The sequence below is a fragment of the Clostridium zeae genome (genome assembly GCF_017312485.1).
GTDB classification, from domain to species: Bacteria; Bacillota; Clostridia; order Clostridiales; family Clostridiaceae; genus Clostridium_AR; species Clostridium_AR zeae.
On record NZ_BMBA01000002.1, the window covers coordinates 461,717 to 477,939 of the forward strand.

At 31.2% G+C, this 16,223-nt stretch carries 16 protein-coding genes; 5 read left to right on the forward strand and 11 right to left on the reverse strand.

The window, feature by feature from the left end; all coding sequences use genetic code 11:
• The first annotated feature begins 190 nt into the window (after positions 1-190).
• The 4 genes from J3477_RS11530 (at position 191) to perR (ending at position 2,935) form a co-directional block, all read left to right on the forward strand.
• Positions 191-1,102 carry a DUF5685 family protein gene (locus J3477_RS11530; RefSeq protein WP_206870098.1) on the forward strand — a complete coding sequence of 304 codons (912 nt, stop codon included), beginning with the start codon at positions 191-193 and terminating at the stop codon, positions 1,100-1,102.
• Positions 1,095-1,700, forward strand: a complete 606-nt coding sequence (locus J3477_RS11535; RefSeq protein ID WP_206870099.1) for a J domain-containing protein — start codon at positions 1,095-1,097, stop codon at positions 1,698-1,700. The genes J3477_RS11530 and J3477_RS11535 overlap by 8 nt, the downstream gene beginning before the upstream one ends.
• A gap of 15 nt (positions 1,701-1,715) precedes the next feature.
• The gene (locus J3477_RS11540) at positions 1,716-2,213 is read left to right on the forward strand and encodes a hypothetical protein (protein WP_206870100.1); all 498 of its coding nucleotides are present in this window, start codon (positions 1,716-1,718) and stop codon (positions 2,211-2,213) included.
• Between the two features lie 308 nt (positions 2,214-2,521).
• Positions 2,522-2,935, forward strand: coding sequence for a transcriptional regulator PerR (gene perR / locus J3477_RS11545; protein WP_206870101.1), 414 nt, complete (start codon positions 2,522-2,524; stop codon positions 2,933-2,935).
• A gap of 16 nt (positions 2,936-2,951) precedes the next feature.
• On the opposite strand, the gene J3477_RS11550 is transcribed toward perR, so the two are convergent.
• Positions 2,952-4,187: an ABC transporter substrate-binding protein gene (locus J3477_RS11550; protein ID WP_206870102.1), complete on the reverse strand. Its 1,236-nt coding sequence runs from the start codon at positions 4,185-4,187 to the stop codon at positions 2,952-2,954.
• Positions 4,188-4,275: 88 nt separating this feature from the next.
• Here J3477_RS11550 and J3477_RS11555 point away from each other — a divergent pair, with 88 nt between their 5' ends.
• On the forward strand, positions 4,276-5,232 hold the full coding sequence (locus tag J3477_RS11555; RefSeq protein ID WP_206870103.1) for an FG-GAP repeat domain-containing protein: 957 nt from the start codon (positions 4,276-4,278) through the stop codon (positions 5,230-5,232).
• Between the two features lie 141 nt (positions 5,233-5,373).
• Here J3477_RS11555 and J3477_RS11560 read toward each other — a convergent pair whose 3' ends face one another.
• The 10 genes from J3477_RS11560 to tig all read right to left on the reverse strand — a co-directional run bounded on the left by J3477_RS11560 (position 5,374) and on the right by tig (position 16,106).
• The gene (locus tag J3477_RS11560; protein ID WP_206870104.1) at positions 5,374-6,009 is read right to left on the reverse strand and encodes a hypothetical protein; all 636 of its coding nucleotides are present in this window, start codon (positions 6,007-6,009) and stop codon (positions 5,374-5,376) included.
• 82 nt (positions 6,010-6,091) lie between these two features.
• Positions 6,092-6,334 (reverse strand): hypothetical protein, encoded by a 243-nt coding sequence (locus J3477_RS11565; protein ID WP_206870105.1) that lies wholly within the window; start codon positions 6,332-6,334, stop codon positions 6,092-6,094.
• A gap of 44 nt (positions 6,335-6,378) precedes the next feature.
• Positions 6,379-6,666, reverse strand: coding sequence for a hypothetical protein (locus J3477_RS11570; RefSeq protein WP_206870106.1), 288 nt, complete (start codon positions 6,664-6,666; stop codon positions 6,379-6,381).
• A gap of 49 nt (positions 6,667-6,715) precedes the next feature.
• A complete protein-coding gene (locus tag J3477_RS11575; protein WP_206870107.1) occupies positions 6,716-7,174 on the reverse strand; it encodes a hypothetical protein in 459 nt (152 codons plus the stop codon).
• A 217-nt stretch (positions 7,175-7,391) separates the two neighbouring features.
• Positions 7,392-8,000, reverse strand: coding sequence for a ribosome biogenesis GTP-binding protein YihA/YsxC (gene yihA / locus J3477_RS11580; RefSeq protein ID WP_206870108.1), 609 nt, complete (start codon positions 7,998-8,000; stop codon positions 7,392-7,394).
• Complete coding sequence (gene lon / locus J3477_RS11585; RefSeq protein WP_206870109.1) at positions 7,990-10,338, reverse strand: endopeptidase La; 2,349 nt, start codon at positions 10,336-10,338, stop codon at positions 7,990-7,992. Before lon ends, yihA begins: the two co-directional genes overlap by 11 nt.
• A gap of 128 nt (positions 10,339-10,466) precedes the next feature.
• Entirely contained in the window at positions 10,467-12,149 is a 1,683-nt protein-coding gene (gene lonB / locus J3477_RS11590; RefSeq protein ID WP_206870110.1) for an ATP-dependent protease LonB, read from the reverse strand.
• 293 nt (positions 12,150-12,442) lie between these two features.
• Complete coding sequence (gene clpX / locus J3477_RS11595; protein ID WP_206870111.1) at positions 12,443-13,738, reverse strand: ATP-dependent Clp protease ATP-binding subunit ClpX; 1,296 nt, start codon at positions 13,736-13,738, stop codon at positions 12,443-12,445.
• 32 nt (positions 13,739-13,770) lie between these two features.
• Positions 13,771-14,373, reverse strand: coding sequence for an ATP-dependent Clp endopeptidase proteolytic subunit ClpP (gene clpP, locus J3477_RS11600; RefSeq protein ID WP_183276509.1), 603 nt, complete (start codon positions 14,371-14,373; stop codon positions 13,771-13,773).
• A 440-nt stretch (positions 14,374-14,813) separates the two neighbouring features.
• On the reverse strand, positions 14,814-16,106 hold the full coding sequence (gene tig / locus J3477_RS11605) for a trigger factor (protein WP_206870112.1): 1,293 nt from the start codon (positions 16,104-16,106) through the stop codon (positions 14,814-14,816).
• Between the last annotated feature and the right edge of the window lie 117 nt (positions 16,107-16,223).

Sequence of the window (16,223 nt, forward strand, 5' to 3'; positions counted from 1 at the left end):
CCAACAGGTTTCTAAAGTTTCTTTAAAGTTTTCATGTTCATGTCAAATATATTGTGAATTGTTTAATATTTATCAAACAAAACCCATAACAATTGAAGCCTCTATATAAAAATTAGCTTAAAAAGCTATTAACTTAACTTTTTTTTGTTATAATTATTTATAATAATTTCAAAACTAAGGAGTGTATATATTGTTTGGATATGTTGTCCCATGTAGACTAGAGCTTAAGGTAAAAGATTATGAAAGATTCAAATCCTACTATTGTGGTCTATGTCATTCTATAAAATCTATTTATGGTAACATGCCTAGATTATCACTAAATTACGATATGACCTTTCTTTCTATATTGCTTAATTCTTTAATTGAAGAAGAAGTTGATTATAAGAGAATAACCTGTGCGCTTCATCCTACTCAAAAAAAAATAATTGCAACGAATACTTCAGCATTAGATTATGCTGCGCATATAAATGTAGCTTTATTCTACTATAAATTAGTAGATGATATTAATGATGATAAAAGCGCAAAAGCTAAAATTATGTCATTAATCTTTGTTAACAGTAAAAATCTATTTTCAAAAAAATATTCGGTTATCAATGAGTTGATAAATACTGAATTAGATGATTTAGCAGAAAAAGAAAAAAATTATTCAAAGTATACATTGGACGAAATTGCTCATCCATTCGGTAATCTCACTGGAGAATTGATGCGTAAATTTCCTTCAGAATTTATTAATGATTCCACACATTTAAGAGATACATTATATGAACTTGGATATAATCTTGGAAAATGGATTTATTTAATAGATGCTTTAGATGACCTTAAAGATGATATGGAAAAGAAAAAGTTTAATGTATTTAACAGCTGTCTTAATGATAAAAACTTAAATTTTCATGAATTTTATGAAAGTATAGTACCAAGAGCAGAGTTTTCTCTTTTAAGCTATGCATCTCGATGTTATAATTCACTTATGGAGTTAGATTTAACCAAGAATAAGGAAATTTTAGAGAACATTCTTGGCTTGGGTTTAATGGAGAAATATGATTCAGTAATTAAAAAGTATGAAATTAATAATACACCTAACGGGAGGACACTTTATGAATAATCCTTATGAAATACTTGGTATAAAAGAAGGGGCTTCAGAGGACGAGATAAAAAAGGCCTATAGAGAGCTTGCAAAAAAATATCATCCAGATCAATATGGAAATAATCCATTGAGAGATTTAGCAGAAGATAAAATGAGAGAATTAAATGAAGCTTATGATTATCTTATAAAAAACGCTAAAAACACTAACTATAATAGCAATAGCTATTCTGGAAACAACAACTATTCTTCTAACGGTTCTACAAACTATGCTGAAATACGTAGAGACTTAGCTTCTGGAAGAATATCCGATGCAGAATATAAGCTAAATAACATCAGAATGCGTGATGCAGAATGGAATTATCTCTATGGCATAGTTATGCTTCAAAAAGGACATATGGATTCAGCTTTCAATTATCTTCAACAAGCTTGCAATCTTGATCCTACAAATGGTGAATATAGAGATACCTTAAATAGAATATCATCAAGTAATAACGCCTATAGACAATCTTATTATAGAACAACAAGAAACAGTGATACACTTGACTGTTGTTTGCAGCTATGGTGTTTAGATTCAATTTGTGAATGTTTTGGCGGAGACCTTATTGGTTGCTGCTAAGAAAAAGGAGTTTATATGAAAGCAAGCCATATTGCAAAGGGAGGGCTGTTTGTAGCCCTAACAATAATTTTTTTATATTTGTCTGGAATTTTACCTACAAATAAATTAGCCTTTATTACCCTAGCTTCAATAATAATTCCAATATCTATTATGGCAACTTCCGTATCATCTTCAGTGCTTGTATATGTTGCATCTTCTATTTTAGCATTATTGTTAGTAAATAAGACAATTGCATTTGCATACATAATATTTTTTGGTTCTTACGGATTTATTAAATATTTTGTGGAACGAATCAATATTATTGTTATAGAGTATATTTTGAAAATCCTGTTCTTTAGTTTATGCTTCTTTGTAATTCACAAGTTTTATAATGTTTTTTTACTAACCAATGTTGGTAATAGATTTCCAATCTGGCAACTTATATTAGCAGCTGAAGTTATATTTGTAATATATGATTATGCTTTAACAGTAGCAATTTCCTATTACATTAGAAGGTTTAATAAAAAATATTAAAGATATATCAATGAGCAAAAAAAAATCGCTGAAGTGCCTTTCTTCAGCGATTTTTTATATAAACTCTATAATTTTCGAAAAATAAAAGAACAGCAAAACTGTTCTTAAGGATAAATAGAAAATGAACATGGACTTTTGAAATTTGTTAATTAATTAACAACCTCGTTTATATTTTAACAGATACTATTTATTATTACAATAGCTTTTTCAAATTTTTTTTGCATTTAGACACTTATTATATAGTATTATTTGACGAGTAATAATAATTATTATATAATATAGATATAACAATTATGAGGATGGTGAAGATGGATAATATAACAAGTATCTTCAGAGAAAAAAAATTAAAGCTAACACCACAAAGAATTGCTGTTTATAAATATTTAAAAGGAACTAAGGAACATCCTTCTGCCGAAGTTATTTACAAAGCTTTACAAGAGGAATATCCTACAATGAGTTTAGCTACAGTATATAAGGCATTAAAGACTCTAGTTGAAGTTGGATTGGTTCAAGAAATTAACGTAGGTGAAGGAAACTTTAGATATGACGCTTTTTCAAGCCCTCATCCACATATCCAATGTGTAAATTGTGGTAGAGTTGATGATTTAGATCAATTAGACTTAGGAGGACTTAATAAGGAAGCTGAAAATAATAGTAAATACAAAGTTCTTTCTAACAAAGTTTATTTCTATGGTATTTGTCAGGAATGTCAAGAAAAATAAAGCTACATATGTAGCTTTATTTTTTTTCAATATAAGTCCTATCAACTATAGTCTGCCACTCATTTCCACTATAACCTCCATTTATTAGACTCTTCGTTTGTTCTAATATATTAGGTTTCATCTTATAAGGCAGATTATGATAAAACACAATGTTATTTTCATTAGCTACCGATATAGGCCATATCATTTGGGATTGAAGTCCTTTAAGTTCAGAATTAGCACTTCTATTACCAGTAATAATACCTTCTTTTCCTAAGGCTTTATAAGATTCATCATCTGATAAATAATCTAAAAACCTAACAACTTCATCTTTATTTTTTGCATTCTGTAACTGACATACTAAGTGATCTATTATAACTGGTGGATTAACTTTTGAATTATCGTTTATATTATTGTTAACTACAGCAATGTTTTTACTTTCATCTATTTCTTTCGAACTTAGTGTGGTAACCAAAGCAAATGGAACTTCTCCACTCTCAACTTTTTTAACTATACTGCTATCACTTAATAAAAACTTATCAGCACTCACACCATAATCTTTATATAGTGTATTCATAAATTTAAACGCTTCTTGCATTTGGCTAAGCTTTTTATATTTTTCCTTACCTACATCAAAGTTTTTTTCTAAATCAGCTTCATTAATCATGTTGTCAGCAACTATTGAAGCAATAGCTAGGGATATATCCATCTCTTTAGGCAGTGCTATTGGAATTTTAATATTCTTATCTTTTGACATCCTAAGTAAAGACATTAAATCTATTTCATCTGAATTCTTAATATATGCCGCAGCCTGTTGCCTGTTATATATGAAGTTCAATGAATATGGCATAACACCGATACCATAGTATTTATCATCTATTCTTCCATAGGTTGACACAATACTATAAAACTTATCAATAACCTTATTATTACTTACATTGCTTGATATGTCAGACAAATAGCCTTGTCGTGCCATACTAATCATCATATTTCTTTCACATATTAAAACATCGTAATCTGGTTTATCAACTGTCACTTTCTCTATCTTTTCATTTTCCGTCATATTTTCGATTTTTATCTCAATCTGAGGATGAGCCTTTTTATAATTAGCTATTAGAGTATTTATCACATCTACATCTTGAGAAACATTATTTTGTATAAGTATACTTAATTTCCCTTTTGGTTCTTCTTTTCCTTTTGAGCATCCAAATACCAAATTACAATTTAGTATGATGAATAATACTATAAAAACTATATTTTTTGTTTTTTTCATAATACACCTCCTAAAATAACTTAATATTATTTTGTGTAAATTAATTTATTCTATGATTCTTTCATATAATTTTAACGAGGTGATAAAAATGAATTCTAAAATACCACGTATAAACAAAAAATTTTATTATTGTTTAGTTTCATGCTTATTAATTGCTTTAATAGGTCTACTTATTTTAATATTTTATACTCTAAAAATCCAAAATAATAAAAATATTAGTGAACAAGCTGTTGCAACTAATTCATTGGTGTCAAATGAAAAAGCTATAAAAAAAGACTTAAATGGTGATGGCAAAGACGACATTTTGTATATTTCTACCAAAAACAACAAATATTATATAGAAGTTCATTCATCCGGAAAAACACTTTTCTTAGATCCGGATAAAAAGATTGGCACTATTGGCATGTACTCAAGTTTTTGGCCTATGAATATTGCTCTTGTAGATTTGTCTAGAGATAAAATCCCTGAAGTTTTAGTACAATCTTCTCAAGATAAAGTACCTATACAACATGTTTTTTCGTATATCAACGGAGAATATAAAGACGTTTATTTTGGATCAAATAATGTGATAGGGATTTTAGACTCTAAAAATAATAAGACTCCAAAACTCATTTCAATGAATTTAAAAAGTCAAGATATGAATGTATCTCAATATATTCTAATAAGAGACTCATTTAAGAAAGTTAGTTCAGAAACCTTAAGCATACCAGGTCTTCAAAATGTATTGCTATTTATAGATACAATAGAAAGTTCTGGAGAGCTTGATAGCACTTATGATATTTTTACTGCAGATATAGATAAAGATAGTATGTCTCTAATTTGGAAGCTTGATAAGAAAAATTATATATATGAATTTCAAGACGCCTTTTTTACTGATTCAAAGTGGGACGAGCAAGGCTTGCCAACCGAATTACAATGGACTTTAAACTTCAAAAAAATTATTGCACAAGGTATCGGGGATCCATCTCAAATAAAAATCAAAATAAACTTAATGAAGGAAGGTCCTAAATTCAACATTAATTCTATAAAAATACAGAAAATTTAAAAGGGTCGCTTTCGCGACCCAAAAGGGGGATGGGGGGTTTTAGCTTTAATGAAGTCTAACTTCATTTAGCTATAGGAGATTTCTCCTAACTACATTATTATTATTAACCGCATTATACATTTTTATACATATATAATTATATTAATAATCTATTTCACCTGCTTGATACATTTCAATAACTCTATCTATAAATCTTGCTCTAGTTGGATCTACAAAACTCCTTACAGCCATCAACATTGATATGTTACCATCTTCTCCTCCAGAATAATTACTTCCGCGATTATGATGCTTTCCTGATCTTCTCTCATAACTACTGTTATTATTACTATTAGAATTACTATTAGAATTATTATTACTATTATTAGCTCCACTAAAAGAATTAAACATAGCCCCAAGATTACTTAAGTCAAATCCTCCTTCTGGAGCCATGGATGAAAATAGTGAAGATATGGAATTAATATCAAAATTATTAAACATGTCAGAAGACTGAGAATTCATATTGAACGGAAATGGTAATCCCCCACCTGTTAAAAAGCTTAACGGGTTCATATTTCCACCCATTTGACCCATATTTCCACCCAACATACTACCTAATATACCTCCTAAAGGTCCCATATTTCCTAACGGTCCCATGTTACCCATATTGCCCATGTTACCCATGTTACCCATATTGCCCATTGGCCCCATATTATCCATAGATCCCATATTACCCATTGGCCCCATATTATTCATGCCGCCAGGACCATCATTTCTGCCTCTATGTCTATGCTTTGGCATTATACTCCCTCCATTTAATTACTGGTATGTATTAAAGTTTTATATATTTTTTTGGAGGGCATATAGCCCTCCAATCTATATTCTAGCGATAGCCATATCCATAGCCACCGTATGGTGTATTGCAGCCTTTACCAAATCCGCTGCATAGCCAGAATAATAAGAATAGTATAAACCCATTTTTATTACATAATACTCCGGAAATCCATAAGATAATGAAAGCTATTAGCCAACCACATCTATCATAACTTCCATTTCTTCCATAAGGATAATAACCATACTGGGGACTTACCATAGGATATCCATAGTTGCAACAACTATTGCACATATCTTAATCTCCTTTCCCTAGCATTACAAATTCACTTTAAAATTCTAGCAGCATCTTGGTTGGAAGTATCCAGCTCCGCCTCTATTGCAACCAAAACCACCTAATCCGCATAATAAGAACAATAATATTAATAAAAATCCTTTATTACTGCATAATAGTCCAGAAAATTGGAATATTAGAAGTAATATAGCTATTGTACATGGACTGCATCCACCTACTCCTTGACCACCAAATCCGCCTACTCCAGGTCCGTAGCCGCCCATTCCAGGTCCATATCCGCCATAAGGGTTCATCATCATTCCGCTGCAGCAGCATCCTTTTCTCTTTGACATAATTAAATCCTCCTATCATACTTTTTTTATACTTTTGTTTCTCGAGATATTATTCAACACATACATTGTTGTCATTGCATCTACAGTTATTTCTTCTTCCAAATCCTCCGCATACGAAGAATAGGATTATTAATATAAACCATAGCCAATTGCTTCCGTAGCCACCAAAGCCACATCCGCCACCGCCGAATCCACCATATCCACCGCCATATCCGCCACTTGGACAGCATGGGTCATATTGTGGGTAATAGCATGTTTGCTTACAGCAACCATGTTTAGTCTTCTTTACATTACAGCAACATGGATTTATAGCGCCAGCACCATATCCTCCACCATATCCTCCACCACATCCACCGAAGCCATTACCACCGCCACAGAATATTAGTAGTAAGAATATTATCCAGATCCATGATCCTCCAAAACCTCTGTTTCCAATTCCACAGTCATCACGATCATTATCACAATCATTGCCGCCAGTTAATCCATTTAGGATTTCATTTAGCTCCATAATTCTTCCTCCTTTTTGTTAAAATGGATTTATTTGGTTTTATAATATATACTATTCTCTTAAGATGAAATTGACACTACTTTGTGGAATAAAATTAAAGTCAAAAGAATATATTATCTGAATTATTTAATATGACTATACATTCTATCGGATATGAACTTAAATAAAAAAAACATCAAATCCTATAAGACTTGATGTTTTTTTACATTATATCAAATTATTTTTCTTCACTGATTTCGCTTAGTACGATATCATCAAAAATTGAATCTACAAGTTCATCTCTACCTTTTTTATTTAGTGATGAGAAGTAGTATAACTTTTCATCAGCTTTTAATTTAAGGGTATCTCTTATCACTTTTTCACTTTTCTTTAAATCATTATTAGATAACTTATCACTTTTTGTGGCAATAACCATTACATCATAACCATAATGCTTAATCCAATCATACATCATGATATCATCCCCAGTAGGCTTATGTCTACAGTCTACTAAAAGCACAACTCTCTTTAATTGTAATCTTGAATTGAGATAAGTTTCTATTATTTGACCCCAAGAAGCTTTTTCCTTCTTTGATACTTTTGCGTAACCATAACCAGGTAAATCTACTAAATAAAAATCATTGTTTATTAAAAAGAAATTTATTAATCTAGTTTTCCCTGGGGTTTGACTAACTTTTGCTAGCCCTCTTCTGTTTGTAATTGAATTTATTATAGATGATTTACCTACGTTAGATCTTCCAACAAACGCAACTTCTATTCTTTCATCTGTAGGATATTGTTCTCTTCTAACTGCGGATGTAATAAATTCTGATGTTTTAATCTTCATTATTATCAGCTCCAACTAATGCATTTTCCAGTACTGTATCAATTTTTTCGGCAAGTATAAAGTTTAATTTTCCTTTTATACTTTGAGGTATCTTTGAAATATCTTTTTCATTTTCTTTAGGTACTATAACTGTATCTATACCCGCTCTATATGCAGCTAAACTCTTTTCTTTAAGACCACCAATAGGAAGTACTCTTCCCGTAAGGGTGATTTCACCAGTCATAGCAACATTGCTCTTTACCTTCTTTTCAGAAAGTGCAGAAACTAAAGCAGTTATCATTGTAACACCAGCAGACGGGCCATCTTTAGGCACTGCTCCTTCTGGTACATGGATATGAATATCTTTAGATTTATAGAAATCACCATTAATATTTAGCTTTTTTGCATTTGCTCTTACATATGTGTAGCCAGCTCTTGCAGATTCTTTCATAACATCTCCAAGCTGCCCTGTAAGCTCTAACTTACCAGTACCATCCATTACCATAACTTCTACAGGTAATGTATCACCACCGTATGCAGTCCAAGCCATTCCTGTAACAACTCCAACCTTATCCTCTTTATCAACCTTGTCATAGTTAAATATTTTTGATCCCAAGTATTTTTCTACTACTGGTGGAGTAACAAGAACACTAGCCTTTTCCTTCTCCATCATTTCTTTGATAGCTTTTCTTATTATGCTTCCTATTTTTCTCTCAAGACTTCTAACTCCAGATTCTCTTGTGTATCCTTCGATAATACTCTTTATAGCGTTATCTGTTATTTTAATCTCGTTATTCTTTATTCCATGCTCTTCTAATTGCTTAGGTATCAAATACTTCTTTACAATATGATACTTTTCTTCATAAGTATAGCCAGATACTTCGATTACTTCCATTCTATCAAGTAGAGGTCTAGGAATTGTATCAAGTGAGTTGGCTGTTGTCAAAAACATAACGTTTGACAAATCCATTTCAATTTCTAGATAATTATCTCTAAATGTAGAGTTTTGTTCAGCATCCAAAACTTCTAAAAGTGCATCTGCCGGATCACCTTTATAATCATTTGCCATTTTATCAATTTCATCTAACAAGAATAGTGGATTCATAGACTTAGCTTGTTTCATCCCATTGACTATTCTTCCAGGAATAGCTCCTACATATGTCCTTCTATGACCTCTTATCTCAGCCTCGTCTCTTACACCACCTAAAGACATTCTAACAAAGTTTCTGTTAAGTGCTCTTGCTACACTTTTTGCTATGGAAGTTTTACCAACCCCAGGAGGTCCAACTAAACAAATTATAGGTCCTTTTAATGTATTACTTACCTTTCGAACTGAAAGATACTCTATTATTCTTTCTTTTACATCTTCTAAGCCATAGTGATCTTCCTTAAGAATTTCTCTTGCTTTTTTTATATCAACTGCATCTTTAGTTTGCTTATTCCAAGGCAACTCTAGTAACAAGTCTAGATAAGTTCTTATAACATTACCTTCAGATGAATAACTTCCAGAAGACTTTAATCTTGACAACTCATAAAGTGCTCTTTCCTTAGCTTCCTTAGGAAGTTTCAGCTTTTTAATCTTGCTTTCATATGCTTCTATTTCTTTCCTATCCTCGTCGTCTTCCCCTAGCTCTTCTTGTATAATCTTCATCTGCTCACGAAGGTAGTATTCCTTTTGAAGTTTATCCATCTTTTTCTTTACTTTATAGCCAATTTTCTTTTCTATCTTTAGAACTTCTATCTCATTCTTTACTATTACAAGTAGCTTTTCTAATCTCTTCTTAACATCAAAGGACTCAAGTAGCTCTTGTCTTACTTCTTGCTTTAATAACAAATATGAAGCAACCACATCAGCTAGTCTTGATGAGTTTTCTATTTCATCCAATGAAAGTATTATATCTGCAGATGTGTTTCCAGATAAATTTAAGTAATCGGAAAAATCATCTTTTAAAGATCTTGTAAGAGCCTCAAGCTCTAAAGATACTTTCTCGCTTACTTCTTCTTCTTCATCTTCAATATATATTTCTGCTTCAACAGTAAAGAACTCTTCACCATTAGTTAGTGAAAGTATCTTTCCTCTATTAGTCCCTTCTACTAAAACCCTGATTGTATCTCCTGGTAATTTTAGAAGTTGTTTAATTGTACTAAGTGTTCCTACTTCGTAAATATCCTCTTTTACTGGTTCTTCAATCTTAGCATCCTTTTGAGTCGCAAGGAAAATTTGCTGATTATTTAACATCGCTTCTTCTAAAGCAGCAATGGATTTCTCTCTACCTACATCAAAATGAATAACCATATTCGGGAAAATGGTTATTCCTCTAAGAGGAATTAAAGGAAGAACTTTATTTTCTCTATTCATGCTTCTCCCCTCCATAATTAATTTTATCAATTAGACCTATTTAGTATACACATAATATGGTTACTTTTCAATAAATATTAGTATTAGTTTTAACACAATAAGTGCTGCTGATATCAGCAGCACTTATATTAATTGTTCAGTGATCTTGCAGATAAGACCTCTACTGATTGCTCCGTAGGGGTATTATTACCTATTTTATCACATATATTAGTCAATGCCAAGTTTATTACTTCCACAATATTATCAACTGGTTTTACTTTTATTCCTTCCAAGGAATCAAAAGATTGACTATAATTTTCACTTGGTATAACAACTATTTTTGCCCCTGCTTTTTGAGCTGCTGATATTTTTGCATTTACACCACCTATAGGTTTTACTAAGCCTTGCAATGAAATTTCTCCTGTCATAGCCACATGATTGCTTACAGGAATATTTTTAATCGCACTATATACAGCAGTAGCTATGCTTATACCTGCTGATGGTCCATCGATTGGTACTCCACCGAGAAAGTTTATATGAATATCATAATTATCGCATTCTATATCAAAGTTATTATTTAGAACGGTTAAAACATTTTCTACAGAACAATATGCAGTACTTTTTCTCTTTACCTTTCTATTAGAAGAGGTTATTTCTTCTTCTTCAATAATCCCAGTAATTTTTAAAGAGCCTTTTCTTCCTATTACATTTTTAGCACTGGCTTCTATTTCTATAATAGTGCCCATATTAGCACCATATACAGCCAACCCATTAACTACTCCAACTTTAGGCTTAGCCCCTATCATCTTCTCAGGCCTTAAAGAATATTGCCCATTCTCAACTACCCATTCTATATCTTCTTCCGTAATCTTTTCTCTTCCATCGTTAATTGCTAGCCCAGAGCATAGTTGAATTAAATTCACTACTTCTCTTCCATTAGAACAATATCTACTAACTATATCTAATCCATTATCGCATATATTTAATCCTACTTTTTTAACAGCATTGTCAGCTATTTGCTTTATCTCATCAGGCAATAATGCTCTAAAAAATATTTCAACACATCTTGATCTAATTGCTGGAACTATATCATCAGGGTTTCTAGTGGTAGCCCCAATCAATCTAAAGTCTGCAGGAAGACCTTTTTCAAAAACCTCCTTTATATAAGTCGGCATATTAGGATCTTCTGAACTATAGTATGCACTATCTAAAAATACTTTTCTATCTTCAAGCACCTTTAAAAGCTTATTTAGTTGAATAGGATGTAGCTCTCCAATTTCATCGATGAATAACACTCCTCCATGTGCTTTTGTAACTGCACCTGGTTTAGGTTGAGGTATCCCTGCTATACCTAAAGTTCCAGCACCTTGATAAATTGGATCATGAACAGATCCAATTAAAGGATCAGCTATTCCTCTTTCATCAAATCTTAGAGTAGTTGCATCTATTTCTACGAATTTAGCTAAATTTCTAAAAGGTGAATTTTTACTTTTCCTAGCTTCTTCTAAAACTAATCTAGCTGCTGCTGTCTTTCCAACTCCAGGAGGTCCATATATTATAACGTGCTGTGGATTCGCTCCACATAATGCTGCCTTTAATGCTTTTATACCCTTTTCCTGCCCTATTATCTCATCAAAACTTTTAGGCCTACTCTTCTCTGTTAATGGCTGAGTAAGCTTTATCTCTCTTAATTTATTTAACTTATCTAATTCTTTATGATTTTCTTTATCTATGACTACTTTATTGTTTCTTTGATTACCAGTATTGTTTATCATAAAAATAAAGAGTAAAACAAGCATCACTACTTGAAGTAAAATAAGTATATTTGTCATTATATGCACCACCTTATTACTTTCTAATTTTTTCTCTTTTGTATTATGTACATATAAAACATAGAATATAACCCATATACTGGTAATAACATGTATAATTTATTAATATTTACTATTTTATCATTCACAATCAAACAGAATTCATTCACTATACTTTCCAATACAGCAAATAAATCTCTAGAGCGACTTTCCTCAGTAATTTTTTTCACATGCGCCTTTCCGAATGCATAAAAAACTTAACAGGTGAATAAGTTTTTTACAGTAAAAAAGCTGACGAACAAGTCGTCAGCTTTTTATGCAGATTCTATACCTTTTTTAGGTTTAGCTTTTTTTGTCTTTAAAACAGGTCTTGTTTCTCCCTCTGCAAGAAGAGTAACATCAGGTTCCTTCTTATCTTTAACAGAATCTTCAGTTACAGTAACCTTCACTATATTGTCTTGTGAAGGGATATCAAACATTATATTAGTCATCATCTCTTCCACTATAGCTCTAAGTCCTCTAGCACCTGTATTTCTCTTTATAGCCTCTTCAGCTATTGCTTGTAAGGCCTGATCATTGAACTCTAAATCTACATTATCAAGTTCAAATAATTTCTTATACTGTTTTACAAGAGCATTTTTTGGAGTTGTTAGTATATTAACTAAAGCACCTCTATCCAATGACTCTAAAGTTACTACAATTGGTAATCTACCAACAAATTCTGGAATCAAACCAAATTTCAAAAGATCTCCAGGCATTATATCTCTCAATAGTTTACCAATATCTTTTTGTTCCTTAGATTGAACATTAGCTCCAAATCCAATAGCACTCTTGCTAGTTCTTTTTTCAATAATCTTATCAATTCCATCAAATGCTCCACCGCAAATAAACAAAATATTACTAGTGTTTATCTGAATGAATTCTTGATGAGGATGCTTTCTTCCACCTTGTGGAGGAACTGAAGCAACTGTTCCTTCAAGTATCTTTAATAATGCTTGTTGAACGCCTTCACCTGATACATCTCTTGTAATTGATGGGTTTTCTGACTTTCTTGCTATCTTATCAACTTCATCGATGTATATGATACCTTTTTCAGCTCTTTCAACATCATAATCAGCATTTTGAATAAGCTTTAAAAGTATATTTTCTACATCTTCTCCAACATATCCTGCCTCAGTTAATGTAGTTGCATCTGCTATAGCAAATGGAACATTTAAAAACTTTGCAAGTGTTTGAGCAAGCAATGTTTTACCTGATCCTGTAGGTCCTAAAAGTAATATATTACTTTTTTGCAATTCAATGTCATCTTCTGCTTCATTTGAATTTATTCTCTTGTAATGGTTATATACTGCCACTGATAGTGCTTTTTTGGCTGCTTCTTGACCAATAACATATTGATCTAAATAGCCTTTTATTTCAACTGGCTTTGGCAAGCTAGTTGAATCAAATTGGATGCTTTCTTCAAATTCATCTGCAATTATTTCAGAACATAACTCGATACATTCATCACATATATATACACCTGGTCCAGCAATCAGCCTTTTAACCTGATCTTGATTCTTACCACAGAAGGAGCATCTTAACTGCTTTTTGTCTTCGTATTTAGCCATTAACTACACCTCACTAAGGTCAAACAAAGAAACTATTCTTTATTTTTCACCTCTTCATTTTTTCTTATAACTTTATCTACTAATCCATATTCTGCTGCTTCATCAGCACTCATAAAGTAATCTCTTTCAACATCAGCTTTAATTTTTTCTAATGGTTTTCCTGTATTTTCACTTAAGATTCTATTCAGATCATCTTTAATCCTAAGTATTCTTCTCGCATGTATATCTATATCTGTTGCTTGACCTTGGAATCCGCCAAGTGGTTGATGAATCATTATTTCACTGTTAGGTAGAGCAAATCTCTTACCCTTTGCACCTGATGAAAGAAGAAACGATCCCATTGAAGCTGCCATTCCAATACATATAGTTGCTACATCAGACTTTATATACTGCATAGTATCATATATAGCCATTCCGGATGTAATTGATCCTCCTGGACTATTTATGTATAAATATATATCTTTATCAGGATCTTCACTTTCAAGGAATAATAATTGGGCTACAATTAAGCTAGCTGAAGCATCATTTACCTCTCCATTCAGCATAATAATCCTATCTTTTAGAAGTCTTGAGAATATATCGTAACTTCTTTCTCCTCTGTTTGTTTGTTCAATTACCATAGGAACTAAACTCATATACAATCCTCCTTCAATTCAAAATACTATATTTATAATATATCCTATTTTGATAATTTATTATAATTAAATTATATAAAATATTTTATCATTTGTTAATCAATATATATATAAGTTACTGTAAAAAATATTCATTTTCATATCTAAAGTACTTATATACCTTTTATATTCTAGTAACTTTTTACAAAACTTATACATTGTATAATTTAATTAAGCAACTTTTAATATATTAATATTCAACTTTAACTATTCATTTAAAGCTAAATAAAATTAATAATGAAAATAAATTAATAAATATATTTATTTTCATAGATAGCTTACGAATTTGTGGAAAGTTTTAAATTAAATAATCATGAATTGTGTTATACCTATTTATACCTAAACTTATATATTTAAAATGATTGCCAGAATTTCTTCTGGCAATCCATATATACATTATATTATTCAGTTACTTTAGCATTGTCTACTAATAATTTTACAGTTTTTTCTGTAACAACTTCTAATCTTATAACTTGTTCTTGACCCTTTAATAATATTTCAGCCATTTTTTCTGAATCTCCAGCACTGTACATCTTAGCTAATTCAGCTGCCTTTGCTTTCATTTCTTCTTCAGTAGCATCTATAGCTTCAGCTCCAGCTACTTTATCAAGAACTAAATCAGTCTTAACCTTCTTAACTGCACTTTCTTGCATATAAGCTTTCATTTGTTCTTCACTACTTCCAGTGAATTCATAGTATTGTGCAAGTGTTAATCCTTGATAGCTAAGTCTGTTTTCTAAATCCTTAACCATAGCTTCTACTTCTCTATCAACCATAACAGAAGGTACTTCTACTTTTGCGTTTTCTACTACAGCACTAACTACAGCTTCTTCAAATTCTTTCTTTGCTCTTTGTTCATTTGAATCAGCTATTTTCTTTCTCATATCAGCCTTAACTTCTTCAATTGTATCAAACTCTGAAACTTCTTTTGCAAATTCATCATCTAACGCTGGAAGTTCTTTAACTTTAATTTCTTTTACAGTAACTTCAAAAACTGCTGGCTTACCATTTAAATCTTCTTTTCCGTAGTTTTCTGGGAAAGTAACATTTACATCTTTCTTTTCTCCAACAGTAGCACCTACTAATTGATCTTCAAAAGTATCTATAAATGTACCTGAACCTATTTCTAATGAATAGTCAGTTGCTTCTCCACCTTCGAATGCTATTCCATCAACAAATCCTTTGAAATCTATAGTTACTATATTTCCCTTTTCAACAGATCCTTCAGTCTTTGTTTCGATTCTTGCATTTTTTTCTTGCATTGCTTTTAATTGTTTTTCTACTTCTTCTTCTGAAACTTCATATGAAGCTTTCTTAACTTCAACACCCTTGTATTCTCCTAATTCAACTTCAGGGTAAACAGTAACTTCAGCTGTGTAAACTAAATCTTTTCCTTCTTCAACTTCTAAAACATCTATCTTTGGATAATCTACTGGTTTAATGTTATTGTTTGCTAAAACTTCAGGATATGTTTCATCTATAGCAATGTTTATAGCATCTTCAAGTAATGCCCCAATCCCGTAATATTGTTTCACCATATTCATTGGTGCTTTACCTTTTCTGAATCCAGGAATATTAAATTTCTTTATATTCTTTTTGTAGGCTTTATTTAAAGCTTCATCGAATTTCTTTGCTTCAACTTTCACTTCAAATTTCACTATATTTGCCTCTATTTTTTCCATTTTAACGTCCATTATAAAATTCCTCCTAAAAAGTGTACTAATCGTCTTTAGACTTAGATATTATAACACATTACTTCTTTTATTTACAAACATTTCTTTATAATATTAACTAAAACACCCATTAACTTC